This is a genomic window from Bacteroidota bacterium, assembly GCA_016713765.1.
GTDB classification, from domain to species: domain Bacteria; phylum Bacteroidota; class Bacteroidia; order AKYH767-A; family 2013-40CM-41-45; genus Pollutiaquabacter; species Pollutiaquabacter aromativorans.
In genome coordinates this window covers 41,520-64,421 of record JADJON010000003.1, presented here as the reverse complement: position 1 = coordinate 64,421, position 22,902 = coordinate 41,520, and the positions used below count along the sequence as shown (strand labels likewise).

14 protein-coding genes and 1 pseudogene are annotated in these 22,902 nt (G+C 53.0%); 1 reads left to right on the top strand and 14 read right to left on the bottom strand.

Going from position 1 to position 22,902, the window contains the following annotated elements:
- Positions 1–35 precede the first annotated feature (35 nt).
- From IPJ96_11090 to IPJ96_11080, 3 genes are all read right to left on the bottom strand, one after another.
- Positions 36–3,473, bottom strand: a complete 3,438-nt coding sequence (locus tag IPJ96_11090; protein MBK7910878.1) for a T9SS type A sorting domain-containing protein — start codon at positions 3,471–3,473, stop codon at positions 36–38.
- Positions 3,474–3,487: 14 nt separating this feature from the next.
- Entirely contained in the window at positions 3,488–3,802 is a 315-nt protein-coding gene (locus IPJ96_11085; protein MBK7910877.1) for a hypothetical protein, read from the bottom strand.
- Between the two features lie 162 nt (positions 3,803–3,964).
- Positions 3,965–5,131 (bottom strand): sigma-54-dependent Fis family transcriptional regulator, encoded by a 1,167-nt coding sequence (locus tag IPJ96_11080; protein ID MBK7910876.1) that lies wholly within the window; start codon positions 5,129–5,131, stop codon positions 3,965–3,967.
- Between the two features lie 111 nt (positions 5,132–5,242).
- Between IPJ96_11080 and IPJ96_11075 the strand changes: the two genes are divergently transcribed.
- The gene (locus IPJ96_11075) at positions 5,243–6,475 is read left to right on the top strand and encodes a hypothetical protein (protein MBK7910875.1); all 1,233 of its coding nucleotides are present in this window, start codon (positions 5,243–5,245) and stop codon (positions 6,473–6,475) included.
- On the opposite strand, the gene IPJ96_11070 is transcribed toward IPJ96_11075, so the two are convergent.
- The 11 genes and pseudogenes from IPJ96_11070 to uvrA all read right to left on the bottom strand — a co-directional run bounded on the left by IPJ96_11070 (position 6,414) and on the right by uvrA (position 22,895).
- Positions 6,414–7,841 carry a glycosyltransferase family 2 protein gene (locus tag IPJ96_11070; protein MBK7910874.1) on the bottom strand — a complete coding sequence of 476 codons (1,428 nt, stop codon included), beginning with the start codon at positions 7,839–7,841 and terminating at the stop codon, positions 6,414–6,416. The two genes, IPJ96_11075 and IPJ96_11070, sit on opposite strands and share 62 nt — an antisense overlap.
- A 6-nt stretch (positions 7,842–7,847) precedes the next feature.
- Positions 7,848–8,996, bottom strand: coding sequence for a HEAT repeat domain-containing protein (locus tag IPJ96_11065; GenBank protein MBK7910873.1), 1,149 nt, complete (start codon positions 8,994–8,996; stop codon positions 7,848–7,850).
- Positions 8,997–9,089: 93 nt separating this feature from the next.
- Positions 9,090–10,448: a CotH kinase family protein gene (locus IPJ96_11060; protein MBK7910872.1), complete on the bottom strand. Its 1,359-nt coding sequence runs from the start codon at positions 10,446–10,448 to the stop codon at positions 9,090–9,092.
- Positions 10,449–10,456: 8 nt separating this feature from the next.
- The gene (gene yaiO / locus IPJ96_11055; protein ID MBK7910871.1) at positions 10,457–11,659 is read right to left on the bottom strand and encodes a YaiO family outer membrane beta-barrel protein; all 1,203 of its coding nucleotides are present in this window, start codon (positions 11,657–11,659) and stop codon (positions 10,457–10,459) included.
- A 195-nt stretch (positions 11,660–11,854) separates the two neighbouring features.
- Positions 11,855–12,220, bottom strand: a complete 366-nt coding sequence (locus IPJ96_11050; GenBank protein ID MBK7910870.1) for a response regulator transcription factor — start codon at positions 12,218–12,220, stop codon at positions 11,855–11,857.
- Positions 12,221–12,334: 114 nt separating this feature from the next.
- Positions 12,335–14,743 (bottom strand): response regulator, encoded by a 2,409-nt coding sequence (locus tag IPJ96_11045; GenBank protein ID MBK7910869.1) that lies wholly within the window; start codon positions 14,741–14,743, stop codon positions 12,335–12,337.
- A 316-nt stretch (positions 14,744–15,059) separates the two neighbouring features.
- A pseudogene (locus IPJ96_11040) lies at positions 15,060–16,105 on the bottom strand (IS481 family transposase).
- 265 nt (positions 16,106–16,370) lie between these two features.
- Positions 16,371–17,780 carry a hypothetical protein gene (locus IPJ96_11035; GenBank protein ID MBK7910868.1) on the bottom strand — a complete coding sequence of 470 codons (1,410 nt, stop codon included), beginning with the start codon at positions 17,778–17,780 and terminating at the stop codon, positions 16,371–16,373.
- A gap of 64 nt (positions 17,781–17,844) precedes the next feature.
- The gene (locus IPJ96_11030; GenBank protein MBK7910867.1) at positions 17,845–19,035 is read right to left on the bottom strand and encodes an SPOR domain-containing protein; all 1,191 of its coding nucleotides are present in this window, start codon (positions 19,033–19,035) and stop codon (positions 17,845–17,847) included.
- Between the two features lie 146 nt (positions 19,036–19,181).
- Complete coding sequence (locus IPJ96_11025; protein ID MBK7910866.1) at positions 19,182–19,889, bottom strand: TIGR00730 family Rossman fold protein; 708 nt, start codon at positions 19,887–19,889, stop codon at positions 19,182–19,184.
- Between the two features lie 141 nt (positions 19,890–20,030).
- Positions 20,031–22,895 (bottom strand): excinuclease ABC subunit UvrA, encoded by a 2,865-nt coding sequence (uvrA, locus tag IPJ96_11020; GenBank protein MBK7910865.1) that lies wholly within the window; start codon positions 22,893–22,895, stop codon positions 20,031–20,033.
- Between the last annotated feature and the right edge of the window lie 7 nt (positions 22,896–22,902).

Genomic DNA, 22,902 nt, shown 5'->3' with positions numbered 1-22,902 from the left:
GGAGTGAAAAGCCGGATGATTCCTTACAGTCACATTTATTTTTTAATGAGTTTTACGCTGCTTCTTTCAGTTCCATCGGTCAGGTGGAAAATATAGGTGCCACTGGGCAAGCCTGAACCATAACGGAACTCATAGGTGTTTGAGCCTGGAGTGGCAAGGACTTTATCATTCAGCACCGGTTTTCCGGCGGGGTCAATGAGCATGACTTGTATTTCGGTTGCATCGTTGACTGCGTAGAATACCCGGAAGAGTTCATTAAACGGATTCGGTCCGGCTTGTTCAATGCGGATGCCCGGCCCCGGAGGATCTCCGGTCACGTTGACTGCCCGGATCTCCGAGTAAGTGAATCGGCCATCAAAATCTGTCTGCCGTAGACGGTAATAGGAGGTGCCGGACTTCGGCGTTTTGTCGACCACTCCATAATGCAGAATATTGGTACTGTTTCCTGCACCATCAATTTGTTGAATCGCTTCGAACTCGATGCCGTCCTTGCTGCGTTCGATGGTGAAGTAGTCGTTGTTCACTTCGGCTGCTGTTGTCCAGGTGATTTCTACTTCCGTAGCTTTCGCCTTTGCCTCGAAGGAGACCAGTTCAATGGGCAATGCCAGGTTGTTCGCCGATAATCCGAATATCCCGAAGGTGCTGACATTGCTCATGGTCACCATACCGGTACCCAATGTCACGCCCAATCCGCTTCCCGCCGGTTGGGTCCAACCGCTACCGGTCCAGCGAACGACGCCTAAATACGATAGTCGGAGATCAATCGGTAACGTGTTCTCAAGTGCGGAGTAGGAGAAGGAGACATTCGCCGTCAGACCACTGGCAGTGATCTCCCACCACCGGTCGATGAGATTATCGGTCGATAGGCCGGCAATCAAATCGGTTGTGACGGCCACGGTAGAGAGTCCACTGGGGAATGGCCGGTTATCCTGTGCCGTATGATTGGAAGAGATCGTCACATCCGCGCCGAAGCCGGACGTTGGTTGTAGGATAACCGGTAAGTAGCTCCCGTTTTCATCGATGAATGGAAAGAGATGAGGCCCCGATTGAATGCCTTTCATCACAACCCGGCCGGAACCGCTGCCGGAGTGGTCGTCGGAGATGATTCCGCCTGCGGTTCGTGTGATGGCCTGGCTGTCTCCACTCATCAATTGAAGTTCCTTGCCATCCAGATCAATGGATCCGCTCACGAGTTCCAGGCGTGTTCTGACCGGAATGAAGTCGTACTTCGCCCTGGCGGAAGCGCCGGAGGTGAGCCCGATTCGCAATATGCCGTAATATTGATCGGTAGTTAATGTGCGCGAAGCAGAATACCCTGTAAGGTCTTGTGAGGAGCTGCCATTGTATTCGACTATACTATACGGATGCAACTTGAAACTCAGATTATTGGTCGCGTCCAGCGTACCATTATTGCCGTGGTCGTACAGCCCGGCCGATTTCGATGTTCGCAGGACGGCAGCTGAATCAAGAAATACCGAAGCGTAGGGCTGGAGCCCGTTGCTGCTGATCTGTTGGTTACCTGCATCCAGGGTCGCATTCACCCCGATTGTCAAGGCATAGACGCCGGTTTCCATCTGGCTGCTGATAAGGAGAGGGCCTGCAGATAATCGGAGAGTGCAGCCGGTTGCGATTTCCTGCAGAACTTGCTGAATGGAGTACACATTTCCGGTCTTCCGGTAAGTGATCGTGCCGGTTCGTTCAAATGATAATACTCCGAAGTCGCTGCCCGTTCCCGGTGAAGCGCTCGTCATGATTCCATTCCCGGAAAAGTCCGCCGTTGATCCTTTGAGTATGAGCCGGTGAATGACGCCGGTCGGCATACCGTAATTCTCAAACTGTATGGTGCCGGAGGAGTGATTGAATGCGCCGGCTACGGTTACGCGTACGGCATCGTTGGTTCCTGCACCGGAATTGTTATGTAGCTGGAACCACCCGCCGGAATGCGTGTAGTTTCCGTTGATGTCGACCACTCCGGTTCCGGTTCCTCCTTTGACATTCAATTGTCCTCCGCTGATGGCAAGGCTTCCAAGGCTGGAAGTGACCGGACCGTTATTTCTGGAGAGGAACAGTACACCGCCGCTGATAGTCACAGCGCCCGACACGGTGAGATTCACCGTATGCGCCGAAGCCGAAGTGCCGAAGTTGAAGCTCGATGTCAGACCTGCTACGGTGAGATTTCCGTTGAGTTGAACCTGTTCGTTTCCTGACGCTGCGCTACTCGTGAACTCCGCTGCCGATGGTCCGTTGATACTCATGTTACCACCCACCGTCATCTCAAATGCTGCGTTATTCATGGCGACGCCAATCGAAGAGAGCGAACTTCCTCTGAATTTATCCGTCGATACCGCGAACTGGATGGTGAATTGTCCCGTCACATCCAGCCGGTTCGTGCCACCTGCAGTGTGCACGCCCGTTTGTCCGAAGAAAATTCCTCCATTCAGAATCAGGTTCCCGAACCGCGCGGTGTAGGTGCCGGAGTTGGTGGTGGCGATATTGTAGATGATTCGTGTGTCACCGGTATTCTGGGTGAAAGAACCGTTTACGATCAATTGAGCATTGCCATTGCTGACGCCGGCTACTCCCGAATTGTTAATGATTTTGATATTCCCGATGTTGAATACATTCCCGCTGACTTGCAGAGCGGCATCACCGTTTCCGTTTTGCAGGACAAAGAAGTTGCCGCCGTTGTTGGTCAGGCTGCCGGTCTGAATGGTAAAGGCCCCGGGATGTGTACCACTGTGTCCATAAAACGTGGAATTGACCGATGTAAGGACAATGGAACCGAACGAAGTCGTACCAATATTGCCGGATTTGTCAAGTGTGATCCAGCCCTGGTCGATTGTCAAGGTGCCAAGAACGCGTCGGGTTTGAAACCAATTGCTCTGGTTCCACTCGGCGATGGTGCCGGCTGTAGGACCAGGCGTATTGATGGTCAGGTTGCCGAAGTTGCAACTCACCATTCCGCCCAGCGGGATGGAATAGTTATACCAGCGCTTAATGATCAGTACTGATCCCGGGTCGAAGTTTTCTGTACCACGAATGAAAAGCGTTGCATTTACCGCGTCGTTGGTTCCTGGATCCCAGGTAAACTGGGAGGACGGCCCAAGATTGAACTGAAGTCCGGGAGAGGACAGGGTGATGTCTCCCCGGTTCATCGTGCACGTGCCATTCACGGTGAAGTTGCCCGTCATGGTCAACCGCATTCCGCTGTTAAAGGTGAGCGTGCCGCCATCCATGACGGTAACCCTGTTCACGGTGAAGTTGTTGTCCAACGTTACCGTATTGGTGGTCAGGATCTGGACGTCATCCGCTGCAGTCGGAACGCCGGTTGGAAGCCAGATGGCGGGGTTGCTCCAGTTGCCGCTCATAAGACTGGTCTTGATGATGGCTGACGCATCCTGGTGACAAAGCAGCGTCATACAGCCGAGTAGGACTCGGAGTATGCGACGTTTGAAACCGGTGCGTTGTAACATCAGGACGTGATCGGTTATTGATTCCGGCTTTCAGCCCCGGTGGTCAAGGGCTTCGCAATGCGGACGAGTTGGGTCTGATCATCACCAAGCGGGGTATTCCGGATGACCGGTGCTGCGATCTCCAGGTCGTTGACATAGTGCTCTTCCGGAATCGTGACGATCCGGCTCGCACGTGTCTGTTCTCCGGCGCGTGTATCGTCAACACGAGCCGTCTGGATAAAGATCGTCAGGCCGATACCGGCCAGGAATGCAAATCCGGCAAACGCGATGACGAGCATGCGCCTGCGCTGACGTACACGATGGCGGAGTCTGCTTGGAGGTCTGCGCATAATTCAGCGTTAATTACTGGGATACGGAATCAGAAGGAATTCGCTCCTCGTTGCAAACGCGTATGCTTACAACTGTAAGGTTTAGATGGAAAATGGAGGAGGGCAGACTGGAAAATGAAGAAGCCGGCACAAGGCCGGCTTCTTGAGAGAGGAGAAGTGGTGTTATTGAGCGAAAATGAGGTCTTCGGGCTGGATCGTGGCATTCTCCGACATGATCGCCGCTCGTTCGATGACGGCTTTCAACTCGCGGATGTTTCCAGGCCACTTGTATTCCATCAGGACTTTCGCGGCTTCTTTCGTGAGTGTGATTGGTCCCAGCTTGTTATCCTTACAGAAATCGTTCAGGAAGGTCTTCGAGAGCAATACCACGTCATCACCGCGTTCCAGCAGGGGAGGAAGGTGGATGAGAAAACCCTGAAGACGGTAGTAAAGGTCTTCGCGGAACTTGCCTTCCTTCACTTCGTGTGCAAGGTTCCGGTTGGTGGCTGCTACTACGCGGACATCCAGCTTGATGGATTTGTTGCTTCCGATGCGGGTGACTTCTTTCTCCTGCAATACACGCAGCAGCTTGGTCTGCATGAGCAGATCCATTTCGCCGATCTCGTCCAGGAAGATCGTGCCTTCGTTGGCTTCTTCGAATTTCCCGATACGTCGCTCACGGGCATCCGTGAACGCGCCTTTCTCGTGACCAAAGAGTTCGCTTTCGATCAGGTCGGCCGGGATGGCTCCCATGTTGACCGTGACGAATGGCTTCCGGGCCCGTGGGGAATTGTAGTGAATCGACTTCGCGACGAGTTCCTTTCCGGTTCCACTCTGTCCGGTTACCAGTACCATGATGTTGCTCTTCTCGACCTTCTGGATGAGGCGAAGGACGCGCATCACGGAACCGCTGTTGCCGAGTATGGTGTTATACTTATTCCGGTCGATGACCAGGTCTTTCAGGCTTTCATTCTCCTGACGAAGGCCTACGGTCTTCACGAGGTTGCGGACGGAATTCTCCAGGTTGACGATCGCATTGTCGTTCTTGATGATGTAATCGACCGCGCCCTGACGGTAGGTCTCAATGACCACATCCAGTTTGTCCTGGCCGGAAACCATGATGCAATGGATGTCAGCATTGTAATTTTTAATCTTCGCCATCAACTCCAATCCGTTCATGCCGGGAAGCAGGTAGTCGATGGTGACGATATCCGGGTTGAGGTGGAGTTGCTGCAGGCACTCTTCCGGGGTCAGGAAATGCGTGACATCGACATTGTCCATCTTCTCCAGCGCCTTTTTGATCAGGTTCCCGATGAACTGATCGTCTTCAACTACGAATATGCGGGTGATCGCCATGGTGTTAACAGTGTTTTGTGAATCTTTTTAGGGAAAAACGCCTCCGGATGTTGCGCCCGGGGAGCTGAATTCCAATACTTTTACGCGTCGTTTCTTACAGTTTACGTGAAAAGTCGTCTGATCCTGATCGGTATCATCCTCGTGCTCGCCACCCCGGCCTGGATGCGGATTGCATGGGAATTCAGCCCCAAACGGGTATTGAATGTGGTCATTCTGGATAAGACCGTCCTGAACTCCAACAGCTACAAGCATCGTTCGATCAACTGGATCCTGGATTACGAAAAATACGCCCGGCACGACAGCTCGTTTTACGATATCAACCAGGATTATTACGGTTTCTTCCCCGGCGAGAACGAGAAGTACGCCATCCGTGACTTCGATACCATGAACGACGCCGTGCTCGACAGCGTGGCGGAGCGATCCGATCTGCTGTACTGTGCGGATACCTACGGTGTACTCGGCAATGAATGGTACAGGCACCGGGATCGGAACGAGGTGTCGGAAAGCATCTACGGTGGTATGTCCGAGAAGGACATGCAGTTCATGCGCAAGATGAAGGAACGGAAGAAGCCGATCGTGGTGGAGTTCAATTCCATCGGGTTCCCCACACCCAGGGACGTACGTCGGAATTTTGAAGAAACGTTTCGGGTTCACTGGACCGGTTGGATGGCGCGATGGATCGCTTCCCTGGATACCGTCAACAATCCTGATCTGCCGAAATGGATCATCCGTGCCTGGCGACAACAGAATGGCCGAGCCTGGCGTTTCAATAACCCGGGAATGCTCTTCGTACACGAAAGTGGTGATGTGCTGGTACTCGAAGAGGGACGGGAATTGAAGGAAGCGATCCCGAAGATCTATACCGAAAAGAAGTTTCAGTCGGAATACAATGTGCCTGGTGTCCTGATCTATCCTTACTGGATGGATATCATGGAAAACCTGAGTGATTCCAATACGGTCGTATCCAAGTACATTTTAGGGACAAGTCCGGCAGGGGATGAGGTGCTTGTTCAAAAGCGAATCCCCAAGATCTTTCCGGCGATCATTCGCCGGACGGGCGACTATCGGTTCTACTACTTCTGTGGCGATTTTGCCGACAACCCGACCAAGTTCCGCTTCGCCAAGTTGAGAGGGATCACCGGGATGAAGTTCCTCATGTACAATGCGGTCGATGTGACCGATCGGAACCGATTCTTTTGGGAATTCTATCTGCCTATGATGCAGCGGATCCTGCGGGAGGCCTGGATGGAATCACCCCGCACCAAGGCCGGCCGGACTATTTTTTCCTGGCAAAGCCCGTCCGTTTCATTTCGCCCCAGTTCCGGACCCCGGTCATGAGGTCCAGGTTTCCCCGGATCGCGTAATAAACGGTCAGGGGATGGATGATAATGGGTTCGATGAACGCGGTACCCAAGAGTCGGATGATGTCTCGCTTCTTCTTATACTGGTGAAACGACAATTCCTCGAACAGGATTGCCGCGGTCGAGTACATGATCGCGAATGCGTAGATGAGGAGAAAAAGGGTGATGAACAACTCGACGTTCAGGATACCCAGGAAGGCCATCATGATCAGGTACAGGAAGGCCGTGGTTTCAACGATCGGCGCCAGCCATTCAAAGAGGAACCAGAACGGCATACTGATCATCCCGAGAAAATTGTACCGGGGATTGAAGATGAGTTTGCGATGGATCCAAAGGGTCTCCGCACTGCCCCGGGTCCAGCGGTTTCGCTGTTTCCCCAACACTTTGAAACTGGAGGGCGCCTCGGTCCAGCAGAGTGGGTCCGGCAGATAGACCACTTTGTACTTCCGTTTCTTTTCCTCCATATGACGGCGCATACGGATGACCAACTCCATATCCTCGCCCACCGTACGGTGCGTGTAACCGCCTACGGATTTGACTATCCGGGTGTCGAACATCCCGAACGCCCCGGAGATCAGGATGAGACCGTTCAACCGGCTCCAGGCCATACGCCCAAGGAGGAATGCCCGGATGTACTCGAGCACCTGTACACGCGGGATCATTTGGTGAGGCAGGTTGACTTCCGTGATCTTGCCTTCGGTCACTTCGCACGAGTTGGCGATGCGCACCACGCCGCCGACGGCAATGACCGTCTCATCGGGTGTCGCGTCCATGAAGGGTTTGACCATCTTCAGCAATGACTCGTATTCAAGGATGCAGTCGACGTCGATGGCCGCGAAGTAGTCGAATCGGGAGACGTTGATGCCCGCGTTGAGCGCGTCTGCCTTGCCGCCGTTTACCTTGTCGACGACCGTAAGCTTGCTGAGGGAAGGGATCCGCGATTTGTAAACCGCGCGAATCGGTTTGTGGTGGAGGGTTTCATCGAAGGCGTATGGAACCGGCTCCAGTTCATACGCATCGATCATCAACTGCAAGGTGTCGTCCTTACTGCCGTCGTTTACAATGATCACCTCGAAATTGACATAGTGGATGTTCAATAGCGAGCGGACGTTCTCGACGATGGTCTTCGATTCGTTGTAAGCGGGAGCGACGATCGAAACGGCCGGAGCCGAAGGCGCGGTCAGGATATCCCGGTAGTCGATGAAGCTGTTGCGGCGGATGTACCCCATGATCTCCCGGGCGGAAAGCGCCGAAAGGGTGAAGTACGTGGCAAACAACAATCCGCTGTAGATGAGGATGAAGTGATCCGCGAACTTGGTGAAGTAATAGAAGAAATATCCCATAGCGGATCAGAGGCGTTTATCTCTGGCGTGACGGATCACCTGTTGGATCTTGGGATCGCCGTGCACGGAAAGTTGTTCGACAAGTTGTACGCCGCGCGGGCCGGTGGCCAGGAGGGAGCGTACGGCCTGGATGGCCAAGGGCAGGTCGCTGACCGGCTGCAAAAGGAGTTGGTGGATCGGCTGGAGACTACGCTCGCTTCCGATCACTTCGAGGGTACGCAGGATCTCCCGGCGCATCTCGCTGTTGGCGGAAGGGTAGAGGTCGAGCAGGGGTTGCTCCGCAGCTGCTGCTCCCAGTTCGCGTAGCGCCCGGATCGCCAGCAGCTTGCGTTTCTCCACCGGATCGTTCAGGAGACGAATCAGGATCGGCAACGATTCCTGCTGCCGAAACGCGCCGATCATACTGATGCAGAACTCGACTACGGTCGGGTTCTTGGAATCCAGCCAGGCGGAGAAGTCGGGAATGGAAAGCTCCGGCATTTTGCTCATCATGGAATAGATCACCGCCTGGTCCCAGTCGGTCAGCGGCTCGGTCTCCCGCGAAAGGAACGACAAGTGATCCTTGACCGACAGGTTGACGAGCGCCACCCTGGCTTCTTTCCGGAGAATATCGTTCTTGCTTTTGAGGAACGGACTGATCAGGGGCTCCGCTTCACGGACATTCATGAGCGAGAGTTCGCGCATGCCTTTGGCGACTTTGTCCCAGCGCTTCTCGCGCAACCGACGCTTCGATACTTCGTGGAAGCCCAACTTCACAAACAGATGTTCTAAGCGCGCGGCGGTTTCGCCGGAGAAATTCTCATGCAAATGGATGGTCTCTTCCAGCAGGATCTCCTGATGGAAAGGAGTCTGAAGGTCGAGCGGATCGAACAATCGTTTCGGATCCTGTTCGGAAAACGGTTCGTCACTGCCGAACAGGAGTTCCATGAAAACCGGCTGGTACTTTCTGCGTAACTCCTCCCGGGTTCTGGCGCGACGTGTCTTGTGGATACGACTTCCCAGAATAACGGCCAGCAGCACGATGACTACTACGACAAACGTAAGGGTGATACCGATCAGTATCCGGATGTGCAGCGGGAAGGTGTATACTTCCCGGCTGAACTCGTCGGCGGAGTACTGCAGGTCGGTCCAGTTGATTTGAAGAAGACGGTTCACCGGTGGAATTGGGTACGGGATTATACCCGTAAAAATCCGGAAAGTTCACCAAAAAAAAGCGCCGATCGGGCGCTTCTTCTTAGGAATGGGATGTTAACGGAATTTTCGTTCCAACTCCTCGATTTCCGCTTCGATGAACCGTCGGCGCTCGGCAACGTAGGCCTTCAAGCCGGGAATGAAATTACCCGGGTCCAACGGATCGCCAAGGGTCGATTCCAGGTTGGTGTCGAAGTCCGCATTTGAGTACATCTTGTTCAGGTCGGCATAGACCGAAACCCGGATCCGGAGCGATAAGCTGTCGATTTTCGCGTTCATCCGTTCCGGAAGAAAATCGGAATTCACCAGTTCTTTCAGGATGTTCAGGTAGCGTTTTTGATAGAAGCTGTTCTTTCCGATCGTACGCTCCATCAGCGGACGAGGATCCCGGTAGGGGGTCGAATCCGGTACCATGACGCTCATACGCTGGAGTTGGGGCAGGTTCATGATCGGGTTCCAGGCGGCAAAGGCATAGTTGCCATCCAGACTGATCCATTTCCAACGTCCATCCAGGCTGTCGTGGTAAATGAAGTAGTTGTGCGGATAAAAGATGTTATAGGCATCAATATTCCCGATAAGGTTATTGATGGCCCAGGCGCGCAGCATCTTATCCGTATCCAGGATCCCGTCCAACTGAGTGGCATAGGCCGCATCCGAGAGGGTGGAGTCGTTGATCAGTTTAATGAGCTTGACCAGGTCGGTCCAGTCATTCTGCTTCAGATTGTTCTTCTTGACGTACCGGTTCCAGTATTTGGTCGGATCATTACCCAGAAATGCCATACTGGCCACCGGTTCGCCCTGATACAGGTTGCCATCCTCATTGCGGAACCGGCTTTTCAGGAACTCGTTATCGATCGGTTCCGTCAGGGTGTACAGTCCCCAGTATTTGTCGTTCAGGTAAACCTTGGCATAAGAGGAGCGAGGTGCCGGCAGGTCATATTTGTTCATCAGGTCGAGGTACAACTTCTCCCGCATCATGGTTGGATCCTTGAAGTTGTTGTTTAAGTTAATCTCCTCAATTCCCTGATAATCTTGCTTTTTATCGAATTTGTTAAACTTGATTCGAAAGGGCTTTTTCTTACCCGGATAGAATTCATAAGAGGACTCGCCCTTGAATCGCACACCGCAGGAATACATCTTTTTACCGTCGATGATGACCGTGGCCAACATATAGGTTGAAACTTCCAGCGAGTCGTAGATCTTCTTGTAATAGGTCAGCGAATCCCAATAGTTGCACTGAGGGAAGTAGATCCGAATGGTGTGTATCGTGTCTTTCTCAAAGAACCTGCGGGCTGTTACACGCGGATCTTCCTTCACCTTCGCGGGAGCTTTTGCAGGTGTCTGCGAAAGGACTTGTCCGGAGAAAAGGACGAAACCGAGAAAAAGAAGCGCGATTATTTGCCGGAATCGATGCATGTGGCGGATTAGAAATTGGTTCTTAATTGCAGTCCCAGTGTGATACGTTGTTGATAGGTGTCCTGACGGATCTCCTCGTAGGCATAGCCCATGTCGGCCCGGACAATCCATCGCCCGAATGCCCGACGCTGTACCTCGAGATCACCGGACCAGGAACGTAGTCGGGGAGTCGTGGCATCGATCACCCGTCGTTCATCAGGTGAATCCCCGCGCCCTGCACGCAAGCCGATGAAGTTGTCGGCATCGCCCATGTATTTACGCATGGTCAGAATGAGGGTCTGGGAAGTCCTGGCGAAGAAACTGTTCTCGGAGGTCACTACGTCCGGCTTGGGTGTGATGAACGCGCGGAAAGCGATCCAATAATCGCGGAAGTAATTTCCCAGACTGCCGGTATAGATGGTTGTACCATCGGTGAATTCCAGATAGCGCAAGCCTCCGGATAGCTCGAAACCCCACGGTAGCTTTTGGTACATCTCGGCCGAGTAACGTTGTCCGGGGAATACCTGATCGGCTGTAGAAAAAGCCATCGCGGCATTCACATAGTTCCCTTTGAATAGCCGGAGAAAGCTCTCCACCTCATATTGCAAGCCACGATTGCCAAATCGCTCGGCAACGTTTCCGCGCATGATCACCGATCCGAACTTGAAGGATCGCCCGATATCCGCCGAGATGAATTGCCAGGGGGAAGTCTTCTGGTCAAAGAAATCGACGGTGTAACTGATCTGAACCCGGTTGTTCAAGCGGGCTGTATTCAGACTGTTCATCAGATCGATCGCTTCTTTATTACCGGGATTGAAATCCAGGATGCGGCGGAGGGTGATCGCGGCGCTTTCCTTGTCGTCGGCCTTGATCTGCAACCGGGCTTTCTTCATCAGCAAAGCCTCCGATGTAGGGTAGTAGCTGAGGCCGAGCTTCAGGTACTGGTTGGCCACTTCGGGATTACCCGACCAGTCTTCCACATCGATCAGGGCCAGTAACGCGTCCTGATCATTTTCCCGATCGATCAGAACCCGGCTGAGTTCGGTACGGGCGTTGTCATACTGGCGATCCCATGCATAGGTGCGACCGAGAAAGGTGCGGACATCGTAATAGTCCGGCTTTCGTTCCAGGATACGTTGTAAGATACGTCTTGCCTGGAGGTTGTTTCCGGCAAAACTGACTTCCCTGGCCTGTTTGAAGAGCGCGTCAATGTCGGTACGCTCGTTGATCACGATCGCTGTATCGCCTTTGCTCTGGGCGGAAAGCTTCCCCCCGAAAGCAAGAGCATAACCCAGAAAAGGGTTATGTGTCTGAAAATAAAGCGATTGTGCATTTTTTAGGCAGGGATTCCGGAAGTCGGACTGCGAAATTAACTACAGAATCCGCTTATTGCTTTACGCAATACGGAAGCAAAAGTTAAACAAGGATCAGGCCGTTTTCATCAATAACTTTTTCACCCTTACAGAAAGCTCATTCGGGCTGAATGGCTTGGTGATAAAGTCGTCGGCGCCTAGCTGAAACGCTTCCAAAACGGTCTTCTCCAAGCCAATAGAAGAAACGATGATGATTGGCGTGGCAAGATTGAGCGTCTTCCGCACCTGGTGGACGATCTCCAGACCGGTGAGGTAGGGCATCATGATGTCAGTGATGATAAGGTCAGGTTGAAAGCTGCGGATCTGGTCAAGCGCGGCTTTCCCATCTCCTGCTAACTGGACTTCATAGCCATCCTTTCGGAGCTTGAACTCCACCATCTTCAGCACCATTTCATCGTCTTCGCAAACGAGGATCTTCATTCTTCTAAGAGGCCGAAAGATAGCGATAAAAGCAAAAACCGCCCCGGAACATTCCGGAGCGGTGTTGAAGTTTTCAAGAGGGGAAGGTCAGTAATTACTGCATAAGCTTCGGCTTCAGCGCATACTGCCTAGTTCCTGTTCCAATTGTGAAAAGGCGGACCGGCTGATCTGCCGAACCTCTCCCATCAAGGTCCCTACACGCGAGGGATCGCCACTCGGGTCTTCACTGAGTTTCTCGATCTCCGCCAGCATCTGCTGGGTAGTCGCCAACCCTACATAACCAAACGAGGGTTTGATGCGGTGGGCGATCTGACGCAATTCCTCCCAGTTCTTTTCCCGGAAACAGGCTTCCATCTTCTCCAACGCTTCCGGCGTCTTGTTCAGGAACATCTCGATCATCTCAATGATGAACCCGTCGTTGCCGTCAGCGATCGACTTTAGATAAGTGAGGTTGATCTTGTGCTCGGACAGGATTGCCTGCACCTGTTCAGGGCTGGCTGGATTTTTCGTCACGTTTCCGTTGTTGTTGGATTCAGGGAGTAGCACCGTAGTGGTAGTTGCGGCCGGTTCGGCAGCTTGATTTAACGGAGTTTTACGGTCTTGGGTTATAGCCAGGATCTTTTTTCTAAGCTCCGCCGGATCAAACGGCTTGCTGATATACTCGTTCATACCGACCTGAAAGGATTTGTCCCGTTCGGCCTGCGTGGCGTGTGCGGTCATGGCCATGATCGGGATGCTCCGGAAAGGTTCCGGTAACTCGGTGCGGATGTAGTGAGCCGCCGTGTTTCCGTCCATTTCGGGCATTTGGATATCCATCAGGATCAGGTCGAAATTCGCCTGCTGCAATTGCTCAATCGCCAGTTTGCCGTTGTCGGCGAATTGTACTTCGGTCTTCCAGTCTTTGAACAGCTTTTTCACGATCAACTGGTTCACGGGATTGTCTTCCGCGATCAGAATGCGCAGATGCGAGATATCCAGCTTGTCTTCCTGGATCATCTCCACCGGACGGAAGGAAGCTTCCGTCGCGATCGGGAAACTGATGTGAAAAGCGAAGGTGGTACCCTGACCGACCTTGCTGCGGACGGTGATTGCGCCGCCCTGCAATTCAATGAGCTTCTTCACAATGGTAAGCCCGAGACCGGTACCGCCGAACTTTCGGGTCGTGTCGCTCGATGCCTGGGTGAAGCTCTCAAAGATGCTGTCGAGGCTCTTTTCAGGGATGCCGATTCCGCTGTCCCGGACTTCGAAATCGACCGTGACATCCTGGTCCCGTTTCGACCGAAGGCTCAACCGAACCGTCACGTCGCCCTTGTCGGTGAACTTGATGGCATTGCTGACCAGGTTGTTCAGGATCTGACTCAGTCGGGTAGGGTCACCGATCAACGCCATCGGCACTTGCGAGTCGATCTCCTGCACCAGCCGGATCGATTTTTCATCGGCCTTGGTCTGGAACAACTCGATCGTATGCGCAACGATGTCGTTCATCCTGAACGGCACTTGTTCGAAGTTCATCTTGCCGGCTTCGATCTTTGAAAAATCCAGGATGTCGTTGATGATCACCAAAAGATTGTTCGAGCAGGTCTTGATGGATTGGAGATAGCGTTCTTGTTCTTCTGTGAGCGATGTTTCCAGCAGGATCCTGGTCAGGCCGATGATCCCGTTCATCGGGGTTCGGATCTCATGACTCATGTTGGCGAGGAATTGTTCCTTCATGCGCGAAGTTTCCTCGGCCATCTGCTTTGCTTGTAGCAATTGGTCTTCTGCCGCTTTGTGGGTCGTGATGTCCGCCGCGATTCCCATGACACCGGAGATCTGCTGACTGGCATCACGTACCGGCGCGTAGTAGATCTCGAAATATCGGTCGTTGAATGCCACTACTGTCGTGACTTCCTTTCCGTGCATCGCGGTAGTGACGTCTTCCGCGTTCATCGGCAGCTTGCTTTGGACTTCGATAAGCCCCTGGTGGAGTACCGCTTCCGGAGCAATGCCGAAAAGCGTTTGACTGCGGCCTTCCAGCAGCGCAAGCTGCTGGTTCTGGTCGAATGCAAACAGGATGATCGGTGAGTTGGAAGCTACAGCCTGCAACTGCTGCTGCGCGGCGTTGAGTTCCTCCTGCAGCCGTATGCGTTCCCTTTCCTGATCCCGGAATCGAAGTACGAAGCGAAGACTTTGCGAGAGGCCGTCGGCAGACAGGAAACTCTTCGGAATATAATCGTTGGCGCCGTTTTTCATGGCTTCCACAGCGATCTTCTCATCACCCTGAGATGTGACGATGATGATCGGGGAGTTATTGCCCGAAGCACGGATCACTTTCAACAATTCCAGACCCGTACCGCCGGGTAGATTATAATCCAGAAAAATACAGTCGTATTCGACCCCCTGCGTGGCTTCTCGGCCCGCATCGATGTTTTCCGCGAATCTTAATTCTACCGGCAAGCCCGAACTGTTCAGGGCACGTTTCATGATCATCCGGTCAAGATCATCATCCTCGATGTAAAGGATCTGGAGTGGGTGTTGCAGCATGGTAATGGTTCACGTCCGGATATAGGCCGGCGTGTAACATTGTACCAGAGAAGTTGCCCGTAGTTTTCTAAAAAAGCCCGAAATCCTTACAAAAGGTCGAAATAGGTAGGAAGAGGGTGGGGAGTGAACAGCGAATAGCGAATAGTGAATAGTGAATAGTGAATAGTGAATAGTGAATAGTGAATAGTGAATAGTAAACAGTAAACAGTATAGGTCAATAATCTGTAATAGTTAGAACTTCACCTGACAGACAGGGTTGGTTAAAAGTTATTTCCGGTCTGACGGATTTTTAAGGATCCGTCGCCCGGAATAACTTTTAACCGGTTGCTAATTTATCGAGCATTTTACTTTGCGCCAAGGGTATGCTGTCCAGGAATGTCTCCATTGGTGTTTTACCAAAGCAGTATTTTCCGGTGTGTGTCCTTTCACAGTTGTACTCTTCTATCCACTGATCCAGATCCTTCTGTAATTCCTCCAGCGATCCAACGACCTTTTTCGGAAGGCAACCGCATAAAACTCGTTCTGGATTGTCCGATGGAAGCGTTCGCAGATGCCGTTGGTTTGAGGATGCCGGGCCTTGGTACGGCTATGATCGATATCCTCCAGTGTCAGATAAAGACTGTACTCATGACTCTCCCGCTTGCCGTTGTACTCTGTACCCCGGTCTGTGAGTACCCGAAGCAGCGGCAAGCCATGCTCCTCAAAGAATGGTAGCACCTTGTCGTTGAGCATATCGGCTGCCGTCAAGGCGTTCTTACGGTCATACAATTTGGCAAAGGCTACTTTGCTGTAGGTGTCGATGAAGGTTTGCTGGTAAATCCGGCCTACACCCTTGATATTGCCCACATAATACGTGTCCTGGGCTCCAAGGTAACCGGGGTGTTCGGTTTCAATCTCGCCAATGGCTTCCTGCTGTTCCCGTTTCTTTTCCATGGCAACCAGTTGCGCTTCGGTGAGAATCAGTCCGTCTTGAGCCACTTTCGCCTCCAAAGCGCTCAGACGCTTGGCAAAGGTCTCCAGATCATGCCGCATCCAGATATACCGTACCCCGGCCGGTGAAACAGAAATCCCCTTCTTACGCAACTCGTTCGATGCACGAAGCTGACCGTAGGCCGGATAGTCGGTGGCCATCTGTACGATGGCGTTCTCCCAGGCTATATCCATCCGATTGGCCAGTATCGGCTTCTTCCGACTGATCTCCTGCAGAGCCGTCTCCCCACCGGTATCGTACAACTCTTTGATCCGATAGAAACTATCCCGTGAATAGCCCATCACTTTGCACGCCTGGGATACATTACCCAATTGTTCGGCTAACTTCAACAAGCCTAACTTGGTTTTGATTAACTTAGCTTCTGTATTCATTGTCTGACAGTTTAGGGGTTATTGTTATGTTTCGTATCCTAAAGATAACCCTTATCTGTCAGATTAAATACTAACTAGTACAAATAATCGTTTCAACGCCAAACTTACAAGCCGAAGTGATCGCGGTGGAAGGATGAATCCTGTATCCACTGCCAACCGCCAACCGCCTACCGCCTACCGCCAACTGCCAACTGCCTACTGCCTACTGCCTACTGCCTACTGCCTACCGCCTACCGCCTACCGCCTACTGCCTACTGCCAACCGCCTATCGTCGTTGACCGAAGAAATAATCAATCAACTGATAAAATTCCGCCACCGTATACGGCGATTTGCCTTCCATGTACTCGTCGATCGCTGCACTTACTTCATTCGGTGAAATGGTGCCGTTCAGGTCGCGGTCGAGTCGGAGATACTGCGATGGGATAAAGGTCCGGTCTTGCGGCTGAGGCGGCTGACCTGCCGCTGCCTTGCGCTGTGTCAGACGGTCAAAGCTCTGTAGATATTCACGAACAGCAGGCAGTGCTTCCAGTGAGTCGCGACGGAATTTCTCTTCCACCATTTGTTGGGTGATGGTAATGCCTTCCTCCGTTACCACCGCGTCGCGGCCGCTGTTCGGTTCTTTGTCGCGGTAATCGGGGATGCCGTCATAATCGGTATCCACCGGTTTGCCCGATACATCCACGTTCTTGCGTGCGACTTCCGGCGATGCGGCCGAATCATCCCGGACATCCGGAACTCCGTCGCCGTCGGCGTCTTCCGACAACAAGGCATTGAAGTCGATGTTCTTCACGTCCTCCTTCCGCACCCGATAACCTTTTGCCTTCTTACTGTTTTCCCGCGGACCCGAGAAATCGTAACGAAAGCCCGTTGAGGTGAAGACGAGTTTGTCGTTATCCGAATTTCCTTTGCGGCTGCCGGCACTTTCCGCGTTGACGGATTCCAACAGATCGGTCCGGTAGAGGTGAAGGATCGTACCCAGTTGAATGGAGCAACGTCCGGAAATTCGCATCCGGACACCCGCTCCCGCTGGTATCGTCAATGTGCCTGGGCGATACTTCCCAAAACCGTCGAGGTTGGCGTCGCGCAGGTCCGTTTCGTAGTCATAATCCCGGTAGATCCTGACCGCATCCGCAGCATTCGGAGCATCTTCCGCGAGGTCGCGGATGGAACCGTCGCTCCAGTAGTGATACGTGCGTCCCTGGCCGTCCTTCAGATCGGCTTTGGACATGAAGAAGGTGTAACCGATCCCGCCCGTAATGTACGGGATGAGGATCTGTTGGTTCATTTTATTGCTGATCCATTCGTAGCGCAACAATACGCCTTCCGAAACGATGGATGCACGGAAGTTCAACGGGCGTTCCGGGACATAATCATTCGACCCGATACGGCCGGAAAGAAGAAAGGCTGAAACACTGAAACGGGGCAGGAGGGGATACTGCAGGTCGAATTGCAAACCGGAACGATTCCATAACGGCTCATTGAAACGATGGTAACCGATATCGCCGATGAAACTCATCACACCATGACTGATGCCCAGTGTCGGCAAACGTACCGGACGGCTTTTTTCGGTCTCGGTACTCGTCTGATTCGGTTCATCCGCAACGACGACTTGTGAGCAACTGAAAAGCAGGAGAAGCGGTAGCAGTACTTTCTTGATCATGGTGTCGGATTGCATGCACGTAGGTGCCGGCCGGTGGCGATGTCCAGTGGAGTGGGTAGAATGATCCCTGTTATACTGCTTACTGATTCAAGGGTTTCCGGCTGAGGGCCTGGCCTACGGGAATGCGGTTCCCGTTTTCATCGTAAGCCACCACAAAGGCATCCGTGACTTCACCACGCGCCTTATCCCGAACGGAACGGGCTTCTTCATAGGAAGGAAACTGTCCGATCAGGTACTTGTTCCAGCCCTCATGCTCGGTTCGGCTGACCTGGCGGTTGAAGTGAAAACGGCTCTCGAACCAGGCGTTATCACGCTTCGGACTGCGGTTCGTGGCAGCGACCTGAACGGTGAAGTACAATCCGGCTTGGGGCGCAGGAACGGAAATGTCGGCAGGTGCTGATGAGGCTGTCGGGTTGCTTTCTTTCGCTGCTGTGGTAGCAAGCAGTTCTTCCACGATCAGGTCGGCAGGTTCGGTATCCGTGGCCGCGGTGGCGTCATTCAAGTCGATGGCTTCGGTTCCAAAAACCAGCATACCGGAAATTTCCGGGGCACCGGCTGTAACGGGGCCTGTCGCCTGATAACTGATCGTGAACAGGGAATCCTGCGGGAGTGCCGTCCAACGGAAGATCACTTTTTCCGCATCCTGGCTGAACTCCGCGCCCTTGGACTCGATCGCTTCGGCCGTGAATCCTGCCGGAAGCTGATCGATGAAACGGGCCGATAGTTGTCCGCTGTTGGGACGGATGTCAAGCTCAACGCGATAGGAACCGTTTTCGGGATTGTTGGCAATGATCCGACGGGTAACATCGGGTTTCGGAAGGGTAGTGGCCATTGCGTTCGGGCTGATCTCGATCGCGGTTTCCTGGAAGGTGATTTTTTTGGAAACTTCTTCTTCCAGATAAGAGAAGAACCCGTTCAGGTATTTGGTTCCCTGTGCGTCCGGTGCAACATGCAGGAACAGACTGACCGTGAATATCGAATCTGTCGGCAGATCGATCCAGATGAACTTGATGAAATTGTCTTCGTGCAGGAACTGGGAGTTCTGCAAGGCGCCGCCGTCAGCCGTCAGTCCTTCCGGAAGAAAGACTTGCAGTCGGGCAAAACCGGTCATGGAACCTTTATCGACGGTCAGCCTGACTTCCGCTGATTCGCCCGGGCGGATCTGTGGCGGCGCGTCTATGCTGACATGCGGCCCCGATTCCGGGCTGAAAAAATACGACAAGACAAAGAGAACAGAGGCGGAGAGGAAGGTGCTGAGCAGTTTGAACATGATATACGCTTTTGCGTCGTATCAAAGTACTGGCTTTCAGCTCAAATCGGATGGTTTGTCTGCTTACAGTTATCCATCCCGCCATGTTAAAAACCAAAGGCCGTGAAATGCATCTCACGGCCTTCGTTACGACTGAAAAATCGCACTCAGAAGTTGGGTTTCAACAGGTAGCGCGAGTAGAATTCATTGATATGCTGAACCGCCTCATCCGCAGAATCGGCGACCTTGAACAGGTTCATGTCATTCTTATCGATCATGCCCTCCTTGATGAAGGTTTTAGTTACCCAATCCATCAATCCCTGCCAGTAGTCCTTGTCGACCAGTACGATCGGGAACTTACCGATCTTTTTGGTTTGTATCAGGGTCAAGGCCTCAAAGAGTTCATCCATCGTTCCGAAACCTCCCGGCAAGACGACGAATCCCTGCGCGTATTTGATGAACATCAGTTTCCGGACAAAGAAGTAATCGAAGGTGATGAGTTTGTCCCGGTCGATATACGGATTGGAACTTTGTTCGAATGGCAGTTCGATGTTAAGCCCGACGGATTTCCCGCCCGCAGTACGCGCTCCCTTATTGGCCGCTTCCATGATGCCGGGTCCGCCACCGGTGATGATGCCGTATCCTTCTTTCGTGAGTTTGTAGGCGATCTCCTCTGCCAGTTGGTAGTAGGGATGCTCCGGTTTTGTCCGGGCGGAACCGAAGATGGAAACACACGGCCCGATCTTGCTCAGCTTTTCGAATCCGTCCACGAATTCGGCCATGATCTTGAAGATCTGCCAGGTATCAAATGCTTTGATTTCCTGCCAGTCTTTGTCCGAAAAAGCTTTCCTGATTTTTAATTCATCCAGATTCATAATAATACGTTAGTTCAACACAGGCGTTTGTAGGTAACAATCGCCGCGGGAGAGGGTTTAGCCCTGTTAATACGATGGCGAACAAAGAAGGTTGCCGGGGCGAAATTGCCTTGTAATAAGGAAGTTCAGCCGGTTCTCGGATCAACGCCTTGCAGCCAGCTGGGCCATTTCTTCCAGTTCCTTGCGCAGGAACTGGGCGGTCACACTCTCTTGCGATTTGGCCACTTCCTGCGGACTGCCTTCACAAATGATGGTGCCGCCTCGCTCACCGCCCTCCGGACCGAGATCAATGATGTGATCGGCTACTTTGATCACGTCCATGTTGTGTTCGATCACCAGCACGCTGTTGCCTTTTTCTACCAGTCGGTTCAGTACCTCCAGCAGAATGCGGACATCTTCGAAGTGCAAACCGGTCGTCGGTTCGTCCAGGATGTAAAATGTATTGCCGGTGTCACGCTTGGATAATTCAGTAGCGAGTTTGACACGCTGTGCTTCCCCGCCCGATAGCGTGGTGCTCTGTTGTCCGAGCGTGATGTAACCCAGTCCGACTTCCTGGAGCGTCTTGATCTTGTGTACGATGTGTGGCAGGTTGGAAAAGAAGTCGACGGCCTGCTCGATACTCATATCCAGTACATCGCTGATCGACTTGCCCCGGTAACGGATTTCCAGTGTTTCCCGGTTGTAGCGTTTCCCATGACAGGTTTCGCATTCCACGTAAACATCAGGAAGAAAGTTCATCTCGATGACCCGCATGCCACCACCCTGACAGGTCTCACAGCGGCCTCCTTTTACATTGAAGGAAAACCGTCCGGGTGCGTAGCCGCGAATGGCTGCTTCCGGAAGCGAAGCGAACAGATTGCGGATGTCGGTAAAGACTCCGGTATAGGTGGCGGGATTCGAACGCGGTGTCCGCCCGATCGGCGATTGGTCGATTTCAATGACCTTGTCGATATGCTCCAATCCTTTGATGCTCTGGTAGGGGAGCGGCTTCTGCAGCGCGTTGAAAAAATGCTGGTTCAGGATGGGATATAAGGTCTCGTTGATGAGTGTCGACTTACCGCTGCCCGATACGCCGGTCACAACCACCAGTTTCCCCAGGGGGATCCTGACACTGACTTTTTTCAGATTGTTGCCTGTTGCTCCCTTCAGCTCAAGGTGCTTGCCGTTACCTTTTCGGGGCTTTTCCGGCAGCGCGATTTGACGACGGCCATTCAGGTAGTCGGCGGTCAGACTGCTCTGTTGCAGAATACTTTCAGGAGTTCCTTCGGCAACGACGCGGCCGCCGTGCACGCCGGCACCCGGACCAAGATCCAGGATATGATCGGCCGCAAGGATGGTTTCCTTATCGTGTTCAACCACGATCACGGTATTACCGGTATCACGCAAGTCCTGAAGTGACCGTATCAACCGTACATTGTCGCGTTGATGAAGGCCGATACTCGGTTCGTCGAGGATGTAAAGCACCCCGACCAATTGCGATCCGATCTGGGTAGCCAGTCGGATGCGTTGCGATTCGCCGCCGCTGAGTGTCCGGGCGGAGCGGTGCAGCGTGAGGTAATCGAGCCCGACATCAAGCAGGAACTTCAGCCGTTTACGGATCTCTTTGATGACCTCGTGACCGATCTTCTTCTGGCGCGCACTTAGATCCGCTTCCAGACGCTCGAACCACCGGCTCAATTGCAGGATATCAAGATGCGCCAGTTCGGAAATGTTCTTGTTCGCAATGCGGAAGTACAGTGCTTCTTTCTTGAGTCGGGATCCGTGACACTCGGGACATTCGACCTGTTGCATGAAGCCTTGTATCCAGCGGCGAAGCGACGGCGAAGCGCTTTCGTTGTCCTGGTCTATGATGAAATTGACGATCCCTTCCCAGGTAATGCTGTGGTGATAGGTCGATCCGCTGGAGTAATCCATGGCCACATTCAACACATCGTCGGAACCGTAGAGGATGATGTTCATCGACTCTTCGGGAATTTCCTCGATCGGTGTGCCCAGGTTGAAATTATACTTCCTTCCCAGCGCGATCAGTTGTTTGAAAATCCAGGTGTCTTTCTGCGGTCCCAGCGGAATGATACCTCCGCCTTTGATCGTCTGCTTGGGGTCGGGGATGATGCTCTTGAGGTCAACCTCGCTGATCGTGCCGAGGCCGTTGCACCGGCGACAGGCACCATAGGGCGAGTTGAAGGAGAAGGTGTTCGGTTGCGGCTCGTCGTAGCTGACGCCCGATGTCGGGCACATCAGGTGTCGGGAATAATAGTGGTCTTTCTCCTGGTCCGGTTCGAAGAGAATGACAGACCCTTTTCCCAACTTCATGCCGAGCGTCAGCGATTCCGTTAAGCGACTGGTGGCGCCGTCGTTCACCTCGAGACGGTCCACGACCAGTTCGATATCGTGTACCTTGTAGCGGTCGAGCTGCAGCCCTTTTTTCAATTCCAGCACTTTGCCATCGGCACGGACACGGAGATAGCCCTGCTGCTGCAATTGCTCGAACAATTCCCGGTAATGTCCTTTACGTGCTTTGACCAGGGGTGAAAGCAGGAGCACTTTGCGCCCGTCAAACTTCTTTTGAATCAATTCGACGATCTGCTCATCACTCAGGCGGATCATCTTCTCGCCCGTCACATAGCTGAATGCTTCCGAAGCACGGGCGAACAGCAGGCGAAGAAAGTCGTAGATCTCGGTAATGGTGCCAACGGTAGAACGTGGGTTCAGGTTCGTGGTCTTCTGCTCAATCGAGATGACCGGGCTCAGTCCGCTGATCTTGTCGACATCCGGCCGTTCCATGTTGCCCAGGAACTGCCGGGCATAGGCGGAAAAACTCTCCAGGTAGCGACGCTGACCTTCCGCATAGATCGTGTCGAAGGCCAGCGATGACTTCCCGCTTCCGCTCAGTCCGGTGATGACCACCAACTGTTCACGCGGCAGGGTGACATCGATGTTTTTCAGGTTGTGAACCCGGGCGCCATAAATTTCCAGCAAGCCCTTGGGTACGCGGTGCTTCGACATATACAGA